13 protein-coding genes, 1 tRNA gene and 1 pseudogene are annotated in these 16,318 nt (G+C 46.5%); 9 read left to right on the top strand and 6 right to left on the bottom strand.

Annotated elements, in window-relative coordinates; genetic code table 11:
* Positions 1–34: 34 nt before the first annotated feature.
* The 4 genes from fimC to sfmF are packed head-to-tail and all read left to right on the top strand — an operon-like array spanning position 35 to position 4,874.
* Positions 35–727 (top strand): type 1 fimbria chaperone FimC, encoded by a 693-nt coding sequence (gene fimC / locus ACFX4O_RS03750; protein ID WP_131406102.1) that lies wholly within the window; start codon positions 35–37, stop codon positions 725–727.
* A gap of 24 nt (positions 728–751) precedes the next feature.
* The gene (locus ACFX4O_RS03745) at positions 752–3,337 is read left to right on the top strand and encodes a fimbrial biogenesis usher protein (RefSeq protein WP_380207367.1); all 2,586 of its coding nucleotides are present in this window, start codon (positions 752–754) and stop codon (positions 3,335–3,337) included.
* A gap of 4 nt (positions 3,338–3,341) precedes the next feature.
* Positions 3,342–4,346, top strand: a complete 1,005-nt coding sequence (fimH, locus tag ACFX4O_RS03740) for a type 1 fimbria D-mannose specific adhesin FimH (RefSeq protein WP_380207365.1) — start codon at positions 3,342–3,344, stop codon at positions 4,344–4,346.
* 9 nt (positions 4,347–4,355) lie between these two features.
* Positions 4,356–4,874, top strand: coding sequence for a fimbria assembly protein (sfmF, locus tag ACFX4O_RS03735; RefSeq protein WP_380207363.1), 519 nt, complete (start codon positions 4,356–4,358; stop codon positions 4,872–4,874).
* 49 nt (positions 4,875–4,923) lie between these two features.
* On the opposite strand, the gene fimZ is transcribed toward sfmF, so the two are convergent.
* From fimZ to ACFX4O_RS03720, 3 genes are all read right to left on the bottom strand, one after another.
* Complete coding sequence (fimZ, locus tag ACFX4O_RS03730) at positions 4,924–5,556, bottom strand: fimbria biosynthesis transcriptional regulator FimZ (protein WP_131406106.1); 633 nt, start codon at positions 5,554–5,556, stop codon at positions 4,924–4,926.
* Between the two features lie 604 nt (positions 5,557–6,160).
* Positions 6,161–6,886 carry a DNA-binding response regulator gene (locus ACFX4O_RS03725; protein ID WP_235855183.1) on the bottom strand — a complete coding sequence of 242 codons (726 nt, stop codon included), beginning with the start codon at positions 6,884–6,886 and terminating at the stop codon, positions 6,161–6,163.
* A gap of 19 nt (positions 6,887–6,905) precedes the next feature.
* On the bottom strand, positions 6,906–7,583 hold the full coding sequence (locus tag ACFX4O_RS03720) for a hypothetical protein (protein ID WP_131406107.1): 678 nt from the start codon (positions 7,581–7,583) through the stop codon (positions 6,906–6,908).
* A 274-nt stretch (positions 7,584–7,857) separates the two neighbouring features.
* Here ACFX4O_RS03720 and ACFX4O_RS03715 point away from each other — a divergent pair.
* Both ACFX4O_RS03715 and ACFX4O_RS03710 read left to right on the top strand, forming a co-directional pair.
* Positions 7,858–7,934: transfer RNA gene (locus tag ACFX4O_RS03715), tRNA-Arg, on the top strand.
* 174 nt (positions 7,935–8,108) lie between these two features.
* Positions 8,109–9,317: a tyrosine-type recombinase/integrase gene (locus ACFX4O_RS03710; protein WP_380207360.1), complete on the top strand. Its 1,209-nt coding sequence runs from the start codon at positions 8,109–8,111 to the stop codon at positions 9,315–9,317.
* Between the two features lie 217 nt (positions 9,318–9,534).
* Here ACFX4O_RS03710 and ACFX4O_RS03705 read toward each other — a convergent pair.
* Positions 9,535–9,731: pseudogene (locus ACFX4O_RS03705) on the bottom strand (phage integrase family protein); the annotation flags it as partial.
* 204 nt (positions 9,732–9,935) lie between these two features.
* Between ACFX4O_RS03705 and ACFX4O_RS03700 the strand changes: the two are divergent.
* Both ACFX4O_RS03700 and ACFX4O_RS03695 read left to right on the top strand, forming a co-directional pair.
* Positions 9,936–10,157 carry a hypothetical protein gene (locus ACFX4O_RS03700; protein ID WP_380207358.1) on the top strand — a complete coding sequence of 74 codons (222 nt, stop codon included), beginning with the start codon at positions 9,936–9,938 and terminating at the stop codon, positions 10,155–10,157.
* Positions 10,158–10,171: 14 nt separating this feature from the next.
* Complete coding sequence (locus tag ACFX4O_RS03695) at positions 10,172–11,215, top strand: hypothetical protein (protein ID WP_380207356.1); 1,044 nt, start codon at positions 10,172–10,174, stop codon at positions 11,213–11,215.
* Between the two features lie 326 nt (positions 11,216–11,541).
* Here ACFX4O_RS03695 and ACFX4O_RS03690 read toward each other — a convergent pair whose 3' ends face one another.
* Together ACFX4O_RS03690 and ACFX4O_RS03685 are read right to left on the bottom strand one after the other, a co-directional pair.
* Positions 11,542–12,198 (bottom strand): trypsin-like serine protease, encoded by a 657-nt coding sequence (locus tag ACFX4O_RS03690; protein WP_380207354.1) that lies wholly within the window; start codon positions 12,196–12,198, stop codon positions 11,542–11,544.
* Positions 12,199–12,460: 262 nt separating this feature from the next.
* Positions 12,461–13,645 carry a hypothetical protein gene (locus tag ACFX4O_RS03685; protein WP_380207352.1) on the bottom strand — a complete coding sequence of 395 codons (1,185 nt, stop codon included), beginning with the start codon at positions 13,643–13,645 and terminating at the stop codon, positions 12,461–12,463.
* Between the two features lie 796 nt (positions 13,646–14,441).
* On the opposite strand from ACFX4O_RS03685, the gene ACFX4O_RS03680 reads away from it, so the two are divergent.
* The gene (locus ACFX4O_RS03680; protein WP_380207350.1) at positions 14,442–16,199 is read left to right on the top strand and encodes a hypothetical protein; all 1,758 of its coding nucleotides are present in this window, start codon (positions 14,442–14,444) and stop codon (positions 16,197–16,199) included.
* Positions 16,200–16,318: the final 119 nt, after the last annotated feature.

The following is a 16,318-nucleotide window of genomic DNA, read 5'->3' as shown; positions in this document are numbered from 1 at the left end:
AGCCATCAGAATATTTTGAAGAGTTATTTTCGCTATGAACATTTTTTTTAAACCAGGTTGGATTGTCAGTCTTTTATTATCCATCGCGCTGCCAGTAAAAGCCGCAGGTGGAATAGCACTTGGCGCTACCCGGGTTATTTATCCTGCCGAGGATAAACAGACCTCTATCTCTATTTCTAATAGCGATGGGAAAGCGCGTTTTCTGGTCAATTCATGGGTGGAAAATAATCGTGGAGAAAAAGAAAAAACGTTTGTTGTAACCCCGCCGCTTTTTGTTAGCGAACCGGAGAGCGAAAACACGCTGCGTATTATTTACGCCGGGCAACCGTTACCCGGCGACCGCGAATCTCTGTTCTGGCTGAGCGTAAAAGCGATTCCATCGGTGAATAAAGAGAATGCAACGGACAAAAATGTGCTGCAACTGGCTGTTCTCTCTCGCATTAAGCTGTTTGTTCGCCCGAAAAGTCTATCCGGGTTAACAGAAGATGCGCCTGCAAAACTGCAGTTTTCGCGTCTCGATAAACACCTGAACATCACTAACCCTTCCGTGTACTACATCACTCTGGTGAATGTTCATATGGGCAAACAGAGGCTGGACAATGTTATGGTCGCGCCCAAAAGTCGCGCCCAGTTGCTTATTCCTCCGAATGTTCAGGGCGGAGTGACTTTCCAGACGGTGAATGATTACGGCGCGTTGACGCCAGTGAAAACCGTTGGTCTGCCATAACACAGACAAATGACAGGGATGCCTATGAATAAGCGCACGTCTCCTTCTGCTTACTCGCGGCTGGCGTTGTCGCTGCTGACGGTGTTGCACCCGGCAATGAGCCGTGCTGAGAACTACTTCAACCCGGCGTTTTTATCGGAAGACACCGCTGCCGTTGCCGATTTGTCGCGCTTTGAAAAAGGTAACCAGCCTCCGGGGGTTTATCGGGTGGATATCTGGCGCGACGGTGAGTTTTTCGCAACTCAGGATCTACGTTTCGATATTGCTCATAACGGGGCGACACCCGCTTCCGGTGGCCTGATGCCATGCTTCACTCTCGATTTGCTCAAGCGGTTGGGGGTTAATATTCGCGCTTTTCCAGCGCTGCTCACCGCACAGGGTGAAACCTGTATGGATATCACAGCCGTTATACCGGGCGCTGAAGCTGCCTTTGATTTCTCATCAATGCGGCTGAATATCGGGTTGCCGCAGGCTTCGATGCTGAACAGCGCACGCGGTTACATTCCTTCTGAGGAGTGGGACGAGGGTATTACTGCTGCGTTGCTTAACTATAGCTTTACGGGGAGCCACAGCTCCGGCAGCAATAATGGTTTTTTGAGCTTACAAAGCGGGCTGAATTATGGCGCATGGCGGTTGCGAAATAACGGGGCCTGGCGTTACAGCAGCAGCGAGAAGGCGCATACCCGGAACTGGAGGACCATTGGAAGCTGGTTGCAACGTTCCATTATCCCGCTGAAAAGCGAGCTAGTGATGGGCGACAGTAATACCGGCAGTGACGTTTTCGATGGTCTCGGTTTTCGCGGGGTGCGCCTTTACTCTTCCGACAATATGTTTCCCGATAGCCTGCAAGGTTACGCGCCAACCGTACGCGGCATTGCGCGCACGCCCGCTAAATTAACCATCCGCCAGAACGGTTATGTTATTTATCAGAGTTATGTCTCGGCGGGGGCTTTTGTGATTTCTGATCTGAACCCCACCTCGTCCAGCGGCGATCTGGACGTTACCGTCGATGAGAAGGATGGCAGCCAACAACGTTATACGGTGCCGTATTCGACGGTGCCGATTCTGCAACGTGAAGGGCGTTTTAAATATGACCTCGTGGCAGGGAATTTTCGCAGCGGCAACGATCAACAATCTTCCCCTTCTTTTGTCCAGGGGAGCGTGATCGGCGGCCTGGCGGGCGGTTACACCGCCTATGGCGGAGCTCAACTGGCAAAGCGCTATAACGCCTTTGTGGCGGGCGCTGGCAAAAACCTTGGCGGTTGGGGGGCGATATCGCTCGATTTTACCCAGGCACGCAGTGAACTGGCGGATGGCAGCACACATCAGGGGCAATCGTTGCGCTTTTTATATGCCAAATCACTCAACCAGTACGGCACCAATTTTCAGTTGCTCGGGTATCGCTATTCGACGCGTGGTTTTTATACGCTGAACGATGTCGCCTATCGCCGCATGGAGGGGTATGAATATGAAGACCAGGACGAGAGTGAGGGGCGGCGTCAGCCAAAACCGGTGCTCGTTAGCTACCACAACCTCAATAACAACAGAAAAGGGCGCTTTCAGGTCAATATCTCGCAAAACCTGGGGGATTACGGCTCGTTGTATATTTCCGGCAGCCAACAAACTTACTGGAACAACATTAAGCCCAGCAGTTGGTATCAAGTTGGTTACGCCAGCGGCTGGCGGGGGATGAGCTACTCGCTTACATGGTCGTGGAACCGCTCACCCGATATCAATAATACGGATCGTATTATTGCGTTGAATATTTCCGTGCCGTTTAGCGCCCTGAGCGGGCAGCGTTACAGCCGGGGAGGCGCGCTGGATCGCACTTATGCCAACCTTAACGCTAGCCGTAACAGCAACGGGCAAAATAGCTGGCAGAGCGGGGTAGGCGGTACATTGCTTGAGGGACGCAACCTAAGTTACATCGTAAGCCAGGGGCACAGCAGCACAAACGGCTACAGCGGCAGCGCTAATGCCAACTGGCAGGCTGGTTGGGGTACGCTCGGCCTCGGTTATAACTACGATCCCTACCAGCACGAATATAACTGGCAACTTGGCGGCGGCGTGGTCGCGCACGCCGACGGGGTGACATTTAGCCAGCCACTTGGCGATACCAACGTACTTATCAAAGCGCCGGGCGCACAGGGCGTGCGTGTGGAAAATCAGACCGGGGTGCAAACCGACTGGCGAGGCTACGCGATCGTCCCTTATGCCTCCGTTTATCGTTACAACCGCATTGCACTTGATACCAACACGATGGATAACCACACCGATGTGCAAAACAGCGTCAGTAGCGTCGTGCCTACGCAGGGTGCGCTGGTTCGGGCCAGCTTTGACACCCGGATTGGCGTACGCGCACTGATTACGCTCATTCGCGGCGATCGCCCGGTACCGTTTGGTTCGGTGGTGCGTGAAACCGGCAGTGGCGTGACTGGCATGGTGGGTGAGGATGGCCAGGCGTACCTGAACGGTTTGCCATTGTTGGGTGAACTGCTGGTGCAGTGGGGAGACGGCACACAGTCACGCTGCCTGGCACGCTACTCCTTGCCGGAAGCAAGCCTGCAACAGGCCGTGGTCATTACACGCGCCCGTTGTGAACAAGGATGATTTTATGAACAGATTTCATGCACTGCTTTGCGGCGTGTTGTTACTGGCAGCGACGTCTGCGAAGGCCACGATTTGTGTGAACGCGAAAGGTATACCGACGGATATCTATTATGACCTGTCGAACCTGTTTACCAGCGGGAATAACCATGTTGGAGAGGTGGTGACGTTGCCGGAAAAATCCGGCTGGGTTGGCGTCCAGGCTGTCTGTCCTGCTGGTACCAAAGTGAATTACACCTACCGAAGCTATGTCTCTGATTTGCCGATACATACCATTGACGGCGGTTACAAATACATGAGGTTAAATGATTATCTCGAAGGGGCGATGAGCATCACGGATGATTACGCCGGCATCTTTTTCCCGCCAAGGAATTTTATCCGCATGGGAACACACCCTAACGTACCCAATCAGAAGCCTTTTGGCGTAATGGATTCGAAGCTTATCTTTAAACTTAAAGTGGTGCGGCCGTTTATTAATATGGTGCCGATCCCGCGCCAAACCATGTTTAGAGTGTATGTCACCAGTACGGACACCGATGCGCTCGCGGTACCGGTCTATACCATTAGCTACAGCGGCAAAGTGGAAGTGCCGCAAAGTTGCAAACTCAATGCAGGCCAGGTCGTTGAATTTCAGTTTGATAATATTGGCGCCGCGCTCTTTAGCCAGGCCGGGCCGGGGAACCGCCCGAACGGTGTCGATCCGCAAATTAAAACCGTGGCAATAGAGTGCACCAATGTTGACGCCCAGGCCTATCTTTCTATGCGTCTGGAAGCGGAAAAAGCCAGTGGGCAGGTCATGGTTTCTGATAATCCTGACGTGGGGTTTGTCGTCGCCGACCATGAGGGTAACCCGCTTACACCCAACACGCTGGGTAGCAAAATTCCTTTCCAGCTTGATGACAACGCCGCTGCGCGCGTTGCTATCAGCGCGTGGCCGGTGAGTGTCACAGGCTTCAAACCCGCCGAGGGCGATTTTGTGGCGCGGGGCTATTTGCGCGTTGATTATGATTAAGGAGCCGTGATGTTTATCAAACCGCGCCATGTCATGCTTGTTGGGTGCTGGCTGAGCCCGTTTGCGATTGCCGATACGCCGCTTGGGGAAATTAACATTCAGCTACGCGCGACGGTGGTGGACTTCACGTGCTACGTCGAGACGGCCGACAGCGATAAAACGGTGCAATTAGGCCGTTGGCCAACCAAACAGTTGCAAAATGCGGGTAACACAACGCCTCCGGTACGTTTTAGCTTGCGACTAGCGGGGTGCCCACCGGGTAGCGCGTCGATCACGTTTTCGGGGCGATCCGCCAGCAACCCGGCACTGTTAGCGTTAAAAGATAGCGTGATGGCACAGAAAGTTGCTATTGAGCTGCGCGACAGAGATCGAACACCGCTAGCACTGGAGAAAGCCAGCCAGGATATCGCCGTGGACAGCAACGGTAATGCGACGTTGCAGTTCTACGCAAATTACATCGCACTAGCAGATAACCCTGTCCCTGGCACGGCAAATGCCGACGCGACTTTCGCGATTAATTACTATTAACTTTTTTAAATAAAAAATACGCCCGGGAACCCTTTCCCGGCGTATATCGCTATAGCAATTCGTGTGATTTGGCGTAATCAATCAACTCGACGATAGTATGCACACCGAGTTTCGAAAAAATATTCGATTTATGGGCGCTAATGGTCTTGTTGCTTAATAAAAGTTGTTCCGCAATCTCTTTGTTCGATAATCCATTGGCAAGATAGCGTAATACTGTTACTTCTCTATTGGAAAGCGGCATATCCCGCTGCTCTCCTTTTCTTTTACTCGGCTGGCTTATATAACTCAGCGTCTCTGATGGAAAGAAAGAGTACCCGGCAAGAATCATCTTTACTGCGTTATATATATCGTTGAGTTCTTTCCGTTTACTGACAAAACCGTTAGCGCCAGCGCGAATGGCTCTTGCCGCATAGAATGATTCAGACTTTGATGACAAAAAAAGCACATTGACATTTTCTCGTATTGCTTTGATTCTTCTCAATAAGGTAAAGCCATCTGTTTTAGGAAGCTCAATATCCAGAATAACCAGGTCAACGGGGAGTGTTCGGATATAATCAAGCGCCGCGCGGCTATCATCCGTTTTTAGTACCACTTTCACGTTCTGGTTTTTCTCTAAAAGCACCTCTATCGACATCCTGACAATAGGATATTCGTCCATAATGATAACGGAAGCCGGTTTCATTTTTTTTCCCTCAGATTGTTTTTTAATGCCACGCCTTTGCATAAGTGCGACAGACGTCGAAAGGATTAATGTAACTTCAAGTATTCTGTGAGGAAGAATAATTCCCTGTGAAAACCGATAGCATCCTTACTCGCTAAGTTATTTCCATTCGCAACCGACGAGTGTGGGGAATATCAATTACGTGCTAATGAAGAGAGATGTAGTAATTATTAATAAGTCACTGCAATTATACCTGGGAAGTTCTGGCAGAAAAGCGTTAAGAGTCGGTGAAGGCTATTTCTAAATATGAAGTTCTGAGAGCAATAATGGGTGATTGAATATTTGGAATGATAACTTGCTGATTTTGATAAGTATGGTTTTTTACGCTTTTTTTAATGGTTAAAACAATGTAATTATTTGATTGTTTTCTTAATGTTAATAGCTGTTGTCGCAATTTCGTTGCTATAACGCAGGATAAAAACGTGCGCATTGGGTGGAATCCAGGTGAATTTTAAAAAAGAGACAATACCAGGAATAGTTGTAATTGTTGGTTTTATGTAAAAAACATACCCGGCAACTAAACTTGACTAAGTAATTTCTTAGGCAGGAAGGATGGCAACGCCCATTATCCCCAATAGTGATTCGCATCAATCGTTAAGCGATGCAGTAAATGAAGCAAACTTTGACGATCGGGCAAGCCAAGTTGCCTCAACTGCGTGTTGAGGCGATAAACCATGCGATGGTAAGGCAGATTGAGTAGGTGAGCGACATGTTTCAGCGTTTTTCCTTGCGCCAGAGCGGTGAACATCTGCCACTCTACAGCCGGGAATTTCCGCGAAATATCAACAGGCGAGGCTGGAGTCAACAGCGCCTGCCTGAATGGCGTGACGGGGAGATCCCGTTTTAATACACGAAAGGGGCCCGCAGCGCGCAGGAAGTTAAACAGTGGTGTGTCACTTTTTGTCGCTAAGAGATAAATATAAAGTTTGCGATTATGCGAAGCGAGCTGTCGCAGTGTTTCCAGGGCGCTAAAACGTGATGTGAGCAGGCTTTCCATATCCACGATCAAATGCGAGAGATGCGGCTCTGCGAACCGATGATGTGCTAAATCCAGCGATGAAAACACGGCATTGCGTTTTCCGGAGAAGAGGCCTCTATTCCATGCATAACTGAGAAAGCTATCGGTTGAAATCAATATCTGGCTGATGATGCATTCAGGCAGGGCGAAACTGAGCTGCTGGGTGAGATGTTCCAGCTTATCAAACACAGGCGGCGGATATTCCCGATAGGGTAAAACTCGGTGATCGGGCCTATGGTGGCGATTTTTTTCCCGGCGGATGACAGTTCGCATTTTCCCTCGCAAGCGTATTTCACTTTTCCTGACAGAAAAGTGTCGGCCAAAAAAATCCATGCGCAAACTGTGCGCCTGGCTGTTGTGCTATATCGCGTTGTGTGGCTGTTTCGCTCCATTTAATGGAGACCATGTGGGCAAATTGACTGGCCTGGTTCATGCCCGGTTTGAGAATATCGGGCGTATAAAGGCACTGCCAGGTTGCCGTTTTATCAACGAGCGAGCGGTATGTATTCCAATCTGTATCAGCAAAAGCTTCTGGCGTTGCTTTGGTGAGATCATCCACATACACCGCGGTGCCGATAGATTGAAGCTGCGTGATCGTTGGGGGGTAGACGATGTGCTGTGCGCCGCCATACGTGAAAAATGTCTGCAATTTTAGTGGCTCAGCCGCTAAACCAGGGCGATATAATATCGGGATGTCCATAAACGACATGGTGTAAGGCTGCGAATTAAACGGCAGCTCAGGCAAGCGTTGTCTCGTTGATTCCGGCAATGTTACGTTTCGCGTCTGGTCGTGTAATAACTGCTGCGCAAACGACAGGGAACCGTGTTTAGCCCTGTTTTCGTTCGCGGGAATAGTTAGCGAGCGGTTACTCACCCCACTATCGCAACGCGCGTCATTATCGCTCTGTATAATCGGTTCTGATTTACGTTGATAATCCCGGCCTTTTTTTTGTTTCGCTCTATTTGTCACGTATAGGCTCCATTACATTAGTTAATGGAAATATTTTGACCTTCATAAAGCAGGGGATATAGGCGCGAATACTTAAAGAGATGTGGGACTTTTCCCAGGAAGCGCTCAGGATAAGTAGAATGGCCAGGTCTTTTCAGGCATAAAGGGGACAGGTGTTGCGAAAATGTGCAGCGTCGTTCACTAAGCAAGCAACCAGCGGAAAATACATTGACTCACCAGGCGCTGACCGTATAATTCCAGGCGTTTCCACCTCAACGGTGAGCATCCATGTAATGCGCCCTTAGCTCAGCTGGATAGAGCAACGGCCTTCTAAGCCGTAGGTCACAGGTTCGAACCCTGTAGGGCGTACCATTTTCAAGTCAACACACCTCTACTGAATTCTTTTTTTCTCCTTTATACTCCCTGAAATTACTGGATTTTTCTGTCACGAGTTCTATCGAAGTCAACTCAGTTATACCCAAATCAAGCGGTATCTGGGGGCCTTTGAGGGGGCTCATCTCGTTCAATGGAAATTAGAGGCCCCATATGCCACTAAATGCACGACAGATTGATACTGCAAAGCCCAAAGAAAAAGAATACAAGCTCACCGATGGCGGTGGCTTGTATCTGTTAGTAAAGCCTAATGGAGCGAAGTACTGGCGCTTTAAGTACCGTGTTTTGGGTAAAGAGAAAAAACTTTCTATCGGGGTTTATCCTGACATCTCTTTGGCAGATGCCCGAATGAAACGCGAAGAAGCTCGCAAGATTGTTGCTTTAGGTGGCGATCCGAGCGAAGAGAAGAAAGCTGACAAATTGGCTCAGAAGGCTAATGTAGAAAACACTTTCAAAGCTATCGCGTTGGAATGGCATGAGTACAAACGCCCTAACTGGTCTAAAGGTTACGCTGAAGACATTATGGAAGCCTTTGAAAACGATATCTTCCCTGATATTGGCAAGCGTCCCATCGCAGAGATAAAGCCGCTTGAGATCCTCAGTTCGCTTCGTAAACTCGAAAAACGTGGAGTGCTGGATAAACTGCGTAAAATCCGCCAGGCCTGCAACCAGGTCTTTCGTTACGCTATTGTCACCGGTCGCGCTGAAACTAACCCGGCATCAGAGTTGGCAAGTGCGTTAACTACGCCTAAATCCGTCCATTACCCTCATCTGTTAGCAGATGAACTTCCGGCCTTCTTACCGGCGCTGGCCGCTTATTCTGGCAGCCCAATAACCCGGCTGGCAACTCGGATTCTGATGCTAACGGGTGTTCGTACCATTGAACTTCGCATGGCGGAATGGAGAGAATTTGATTTCGATAAACGAGTGTGGGAAGTACCGGTAGAGAGGATGAAGATGCGGCGGCCACACCTGGTGCCTCTCTCCGATCAGGTTATAGCAGCGTTACGAGAAATTCAGGCAGTCACAGGGCGTTATAAGCTGATATTCCCTGGGCGTAACGACATCACTAAACCGATGAGCGAAGCGAGCATTAATCAGGTTTTAAAAAGGATTGGCTATCATGGGAAGGCAACGGGGCATGGATTTCGGCACACGATGAGTACTATCCTGCACGAACAGGGCTATAACACTGCCTGGATTGAGTTACAGCTTGCTCACGTGGATAAGAACACCATTCGCGGTACTTATAATCATGCGCAATACCTGGAGCAGAGAAGGGAGATGTTGCAGTGGTATGCGGATTTTATTGATGAACTAGGAAAAAGTGTGACGGTGGTAAGAATGGGAATTGCGAGGTAAATATAATAATGCATAAGCCTTCTAATAGCCTGGATGGCTTATGCATTGAAATTTCTTGTGTATAAAGTGGGTTGGTCAAAGACGAATAAATGATTTCACTTCACAATCCGCTATGTGCTGTGAGTTTAGCAGGATACTTACAAATACAAAGGCAGCTATGGGCCAGGAGCGGACATTGATAACATTGAGATATGTTAGCTTATGGGGAGCAGGTCAGGTGCGGGGTGATGCCGGCGAGCGTTCTGCCGGCGCCGCGGGCCGCCCTGTCCGCGTACTGCTTCTGGCTGCCAGCTGCACAAACGGGTACGAGGGAGTGAGCGAAAAGTCACTCCGCGTCAGTGCCAGTGCCTCATTGACGCGTGCGCCGGTGTTCCACAGGGTGGTCAGTAACATTCTGCGGTGCAGATCGGGCACAATAGTGGAGCAGGGGGCCCTCTTTCCGCTATGAGTAAAAGCACGTAGCGAACTATTTGCTATTCTAGGCGTGTTACTGTATTTTTTTTAAAGGCCTTATTCGTATGCCCGCGAAAGCAAGTTACGGATTCACTATCTCACTTTAATCTGTGGGAGGCGAATCTGTGCTTGTTCAATTCCGCCTCCCATCCAATGGAGGCAGTTATGTCTGACAAAACCAATCTTTCTGTTCCCGTAAGCCGTAAACTCAAAGGCCGGGCACTTTCACGTATAGATCAAGAACAAAAGATGATTAGTTCTGGCCCATTAGGTAAAGAGCGTCTTATCTTGAATATTGCTCTGGATTTCATGGAAAAGCATCCTGGTATGTCACTGGAGCATGCAATGATTGCCTCGGTGGGCTACTGTGACCGTACTCACAGCTAAAAGTGAGGCAGATAATGGCAGAGTCAAATTTTACGACGTTTGTCTATAACGGGCAAACTTATGAGTTGGCGTATGGTGGGTGGTTAAATCATAGATACAGCGAGGCTTCAGAAGCTGCATTTGAAGTGTATACCGATGATATTCACCTTAGCGATAATATGACTATTGGTGCATACAAAGCCATCAAACGCTCTGAGTATCAGAATATTGAAGATAAGCGTGATATAACGTTTACGAAGTACCTTAAACAATCATTCAAAACTGAATTTGGTATGGAGTGGGATGAGGCGATCAAGGGCACAAAGAAAGCTATCAATGATAGCTGCCTCCCTTACATACTCCGTCAGAAATCTGAATCTTCAGCTGATGAAAGATGGAGAGTTCTTTACCAAGCAGCAATGAACGGACACGTTGTTTCAACTTATTTCATCGCCACCTCCATGAGCGATGGAGAAGATGATGGTTGTTTAGACTGGTTAGCTTTAGCTCATAACAGGGAACATATTGGTGCGGCATATGATATGGCGGCCTATTTTTATCGGAAAGGCAATATTCTGGATGCCCTGAGATGTTTAATCATCTCAGCCGATGGTGGCTTCGATATTGCCTACATGACCCTCTTCAATATTGAATTGCTTAAAAAAATTCTGTGTATTCAGGATCGGTCTAAGTTTGATGCAATGTTGAAGGAGTTGATCGGTGGATCACATAGTTCGTGTGCTCGATACTTTAAAGCTGTGGAGCTTTTGGCGGGTGATTCGCCAGGTGAAGGTATTGCTCTTCTAAAAAAGTTCAGGCAGACCCCGAAGAAGAAGCCTGCTGAAAAAGACATCGACGATACATATCGCATTCAGGTGGCTTTTACCGAAGAATTTTTGGATACAGCGCTTATTGATATGTGTTCACAAAAGCCCCCTTTAGTAGCGTTGATGGATTGTTCCCTTAAGTTCTCTGACCCTCACCGGGGAGAGGTGGGCAAGCAATGTTCGTTGAGTTTTGAAGCTTTTAGAGACTCAATCGAAATGATAAGAACTATGCTCGTAAATACAGAGGTATAAAGTAGATTTGAATCTGTTTTATGCATTTTCTTACCGAGATCCGGAGAGTTGACTCCGGATCTCTTACCTTAATATGTATTAGCTCAGACTTGAGCTGACAGTTTTCACCGACAGCACACAATCAAATCTGACAGTCTGCTTAGAACTGTGAGTTCAATAAGTGTGTTGCGTCCATCAGTTGAACTCACAGCACAAAGCGAACAGTCTGAAAGCCCGCGTAGAGCGAAGAGCTGACATTTCTAACAGCATTCCGTGTGAATCAACGAGGAGCAGGTCACTTACCCGAAAAAACTATCGTGGCGGTGACCCTTCGAAAACAGACAGTGCTAAAAATCGGCAGCTGATTGAACAGACAGGGTTGGACATGAATGTTTTTTTTTGCCATACATTTCACCAATCAGGCTACCGATTACATAATACTCGTCCCCGTCGGATATGATATAGGGTCCACCTGAGCATCCTTGCCTGTTGTTATGTGAAATTACAAAGCGAGATGTGTCATGCTGGCTATGGTGATTTTCACATTCTTCGTGACAAATACTTTGAATTTTGCCAAAGACTGTTGAAAGTACAGTCTGATCCAGTGGATATCCCACACCGAATGTAATCATATTCACTTCGGGATTACGCGCTTTAAAATACCGGGATACAGGCTGTTTGATATCAGCTGGTAACTTCATTTCAGCACTATCTACAAACGGATAATTGTCTTTAAAGTTGTTACTGTTATTACGGTTATTAAGGATGAAATCTACAGGAACGGGCTTAGTATTCACTGGTCCGAGATGATTATGGAATATGACGTAAAGTTTTTGGGTATTGCTACTGGGGTATTTCTTCCCAAGAGCATCAGTAACAACATGGGCTGCGGTGAGGACTTTTAGCTGTCCCTCATTATTGAAACCAAATGCAGTTGCTTCGAGATTTTTACTAAAACTAGGATCTCTACTCACATAGATTTTGCAGACGTAGTTTTCAAGCATTTTGCTTCCTTATCAAGATTCAGGTACCCAACAAGTCATACGGCTGAAGATGTTAATACAACGCAAATCCAGTTGTAAGTATCCCTACAAAACGAACCATCAACCTTTAGAGAGTCTCTCGCAACCCCAACTTCCGCTTTTGGCACGGAGCTGACATCTAAATTGAAAAAGAGGGATAAAAAAGATGTGCTAGTATTCGTGAATCTTCCCCACTGATTCGTAATGGTGCGTTTGAAATCATTCCTCAAGTGAAGATAACTTCTCAGCATGGAAACGGGATAACACTCTGAATATGCTGATTAATCACCGAACCAGGGAAAGTCTGGTTTTCATATGGAGTCGTGCAGTTAGTTTTTTGCGCTAGCTCCAGCAGCGCTTCTTTATTCATCTCACTTAACCCTTCCCACCAGCTGAGCGGAAAGTAGACATTCTCGTTCCAGGCAAAAACTGCCCAGCTCAACATCGCCATAATTTCATGATTGCTACGACTGAACAAGTGCTCAAGAAAACGGGCCACAATACGTTGCTCGGGCAGACAGGAGACTATCCAGGCCACCTTTCCCTCGTACATTACTGTAGAAATAGCAAAGTGCTCCACAGGGTGAGTCGCTTCTCCCCCTTGAATGAGCTGCCCGTCTAAAGAATAAAATGGTGAAAAGGTGCCGCTCACGGCAAGCTTTGGTGGGCCATTAAAAGTCACTAGCCATCCCAGCAACTTTCCCTGCGGATCTGCAGAGATCTGTTCAAAACGTTGTTTGATGGTGTTGATAAACGTCAAGCCAAGCTCCAATTGTACCAGGGAGTACCTGATTTCTGCCTGTATAATCAGTTGCCACGGTAGTGGCATCCCGTTGTCAGCAAAGTTCAGCTGTGCCTTCGCGCCCTCAATTGCTGCCGTTTTTTGGTAGTGTTCATGGCACACAGCACGATACGAAGAAGCCCACAGGCATTCGGAATTTAAAGCAACCGGCTTCTTCTCCAGGCATTCGAAAAGATCATTGTCATGTTTGCGGCAAAAGCCATAAAACACGGAGGCAATGTGCTTCACCCCGCGCTTAACGTTAACGTCTGATACTTCTCCCACCTGCTGATATAGGCTACCGACATGACCGTTTTCAGCCATCAACTTCAGTGCACCATTTCTCTGGATTGTATGTGCGGCAATTATGTTTTTTGTCTCACAATTGGCACTGTCGAACGTTGCACTACAGACCCTGTTGCGTTTAAAAATCCCTACCCGCAGGCCAACCTGTTGATCCACGCTCAACGGTCTGGCGTTCTGCCGCTTCCAGTGACAATTGGATACTGTTTTTTTGCTACCGCACCAGCACAGGTCATCTTCCTGCATCTTTCTGATTGCAATGAGCCGGTTCACAAAATTGGTTCTTTGCTTCCGGTCTTCAATATACTCGAGAACTTCCCTTACCGCTTTTTCAAACTCCTGCACAGCTCTCGCTCCCACTGATTTTAGAACTGATTGGCTTTTACCGAACCAGTGTAATCGACACCGCCATACGGAACGACGCACCAGCGCACCGCTTACTGCGCTTGCATCCACATCTGCCCAGAGGATGGTCTCACTAAACTGCACTCGCGTGCCGACTGGCACGTTATCGAACAGGTATTTGATATCATCTTTCCGCTGACGGATACCCTCATGGAGGATGGGGAACACTATTAAAGGTGCACGACCAAGATTGATATTATCAATTACCTAATCAGTATCAATATAGTTATAGGTAGAAATTTATTTAGTTGTTTGCAAATGTCCGCCCCTAGCACAGAGCGGACAAGCTAAATAAGCTGATGGTCTGCTATGAGCGATCTGCGGAAGTTAGTTTGCCGACGCTTTATAAAAGTGAGTCGCTCAATATGATAAGATACTTACTAACGTCAGCCTTGAATTTCTCTAGTATCCTTGGCAGTAGTACCAAACTGGGGGGAGTGCAGCAGGGCAAAGTCAGGCCTTGGTTTACTGGAACAGTAGTGGGATTATGTATTTTCCGTTAGCGTAACATACGGCTCACATGAAACATGTTTATCAACTATTCCCCAACATGAATGATTGAGAAATTTGAGGCATGCAGTAAGATGGCGGTTTGGTTTTTACACCGGAATTTATAAACGGAGAAAACGATGAGTAAACCTTTGTTGCCAATTTTAAACTATTTCTTTGTTCGATGTATGTTACTTTCGCTCCGTACTATACCTACTGGCTCTCCTTATAGCAATGGTAGATAAAAATGAAAAAAGAAAACCCAGTTAGAAATTTGGTAGTTAGTATCTTTGAATTAGAATTGCAAGCCATAGTGATGAATATTGGTGCAAGCTCAGATACCCTTCACATGCTCGGTGAATTTGCTGAGTTTATGTATAGAAAGGATCGCTTTACTGAAGGAGAGGAAATTAGGACTGCAAATGAAGTTCTTGTTCCTTTACTACTGGGGCGTTATAAATCTAAAGATGGTCCACAAAAAAATTACGAACCTTCAGATTATGTCAAAACATTTAATTTCTTGAGGGCATATAATACATTGAAAGATGCAGTGTTTTATTCATATGCCGATGATGAAGTTGTTGCGTGGAGTATGGAAAATAACAACATTAAGGTTACTTTAAATGACGATTCAATTTTAAGGCAACATGCTTCGGAATTTATAACTTTTAGTTTAAACTCACGGTGCGTGCCTTACGATCAAGCACAGGCTAATCCAGAAGAACTCCTTCAAGGTACAAAACATTTCGACTTGAGTAACCCTAATGTAGAAAAGGCTTTTGCTGCTATAGAGAGCATTGCGGACTGGAAAATAAAGTTTTATTTTTCTTATATACCTGAAGATAGTGATGTGATGCTTGATGGATATAAGTATTCTACATTCATTGGTATTTACAAATCCTTGTTAATACTAGCGTTGTACGAACGATATTTTTCCAAAGCAAATAACGTTTCTGGAGTCCTTACCTATAAGGAAGATGAACTTTTGGGGCAAGCTATGCAACAATATCCCGAAGAAAATCCAGTGTTGGTGAAAAAGATATTCCAAGATATAGCAGTGTCTTCAAGATCAACATTCAACTACATACCGTCAGAAAATAAGTATCTGCTAAACCCTACTTGTTTTTCACTAGTAGATGGTATTTCAACCATGCTGAGGCATTTTGCTAAGAATAATCCAGATGGTTTTTCGAACAACATCTCTGAAATAATGGGTAAAGGATTAGTTAAGAAGATTAGGTCAAAGTTCGAGCAATATGCCAACTACAAATTGTTTAGCGATGTGAAACTAGATGAATATGATCCTAAACTGCCAGATATCGACTTATTAGCAATATCTTATGAGCCATCACTCGGGTTTCATGTTTTTGTTGGCGAAGTGAAAAACAATTTACCTGCTGTGTGGGGTAAAGATTATCTCAAAGCCAAAGGAGTAAAGGGATTTATAACAAAAGCCATATCACAAATAGAGAATATAAGCAGCTTCTTGAAAACGGATGATGGGTTAAAGTTGATTCATAAGTTCGCTGTTAAAGCATTTCCGAGCCTAGACATAGACCATCTTTTCCCACATGGAATATGCATCGTTGTTGATACAATAATAATTTCTTCTCAAAGCACAGGGATGTTTTTCCCCGAAAATACTATTCCAATTATAGATGGGGATACATTAGGTCATATCATAGATGAAAGTGATGGCGATACTAACTATATCCTGTTCCACCTAAGAGGACATAGTAAGTTTATTGATGAATGTACCAAGCGTACAACTGAGGAAATATCTGTTGGTGATTACAAAATAGAATATGATATAATTTCTCTGGATAAGTTTTACGGCCTCGCTAAGAATGAGTTTGTGTCTGTTGGTGCTATTGAAAAGCTAGAGAAAGAATCTTTGGATTTGGGATATACAATGGCAGGTTCGTTGAGACACTTAGGTAATGAAGAGTATTTCATGAATAGCGAAGACTGGCCGCAAAACATATCTCTTTTTGTTATCCACTAAAGAGCTGACCTGCCCCCCTTAAACTAACATACCATGTGCCATCAATGTCCGCTGTTGGCACGAGGTTGTCCCTGATGCCTTGCCTCAACGGCAGCTAAGAGCGAAGAGCGGACATCTTT

The sequence above is a fragment of the Kosakonia sp. YIM B13571 genome (assembly GCF_042788095.1).
Lineage (GTDB): Bacteria > Pseudomonadota > Gammaproteobacteria > Enterobacterales > Enterobacteriaceae > Kosakonia > Kosakonia quasisacchari.
Note: the sequence above shows the minus strand (reverse complement) of the source record. Positions and strands in the feature narration are given on the sequence as shown.

Excerpts from the sequence above, each read along its gene's own strand:
- fimC (WP_131406102.1), top strand. The coding sequence starts at position 35 with ATGAACATTTTTTTTAAACCAGGTTGGATTGTCAGTCTTTTATTATCC.
- ACFX4O_RS03745 (WP_380207367.1), top strand. The coding sequence starts at position 752 with ATGAATAAGCGCACGTCTCCTTCTGCTTACTCGCGGCTGGCGTTGTCG.
- fimH (WP_380207365.1), top strand. The coding sequence starts at position 3,342 with ATGAACAGATTTCATGCACTGCTTTGCGGCGTGTTGTTACTGGCAGCG.
- sfmF (WP_380207363.1), top strand. The coding sequence starts at position 4,356 with ATGTTTATCAAACCGCGCCATGTCATGCTTGTTGGGTGCTGGCTGAGC.
- fimZ (WP_131406106.1), bottom strand. The coding sequence starts at position 5,556 with ATGAAACCGGCTTCCGTTATCATTATGGACGAATATCCTATTGTCAGG.
- ACFX4O_RS03725 (WP_235855183.1), bottom strand. The coding sequence starts at position 6,886 with ATGCGAACTGTCATCCGCCGGGAAAAAAATCGCCACCATAGGCCCGAT.
- ACFX4O_RS03710 (WP_380207360.1), top strand. The coding sequence starts at position 8,109 with ATGCCACTAAATGCACGACAGATTGATACTGCAAAGCCCAAAGAAAAA.
- ACFX4O_RS03700 (WP_380207358.1), top strand. The coding sequence starts at position 9,936 with ATGTCTGACAAAACCAATCTTTCTGTTCCCGTAAGCCGTAAACTCAAA.
- ACFX4O_RS03695 (WP_380207356.1), top strand. The coding sequence starts at position 10,172 with ATGGCAGAGTCAAATTTTACGACGTTTGTCTATAACGGGCAAACTTAT.
- ACFX4O_RS03690 (WP_380207354.1), bottom strand. The coding sequence starts at position 12,198 with ATGCTTGAAAACTACGTCTGCAAAATCTATGTGAGTAGAGATCCTAGT.
- ACFX4O_RS03680 (WP_380207350.1), top strand. The coding sequence starts at position 14,442 with ATGAAAAAAGAAAACCCAGTTAGAAATTTGGTAGTTAGTATCTTTGAA.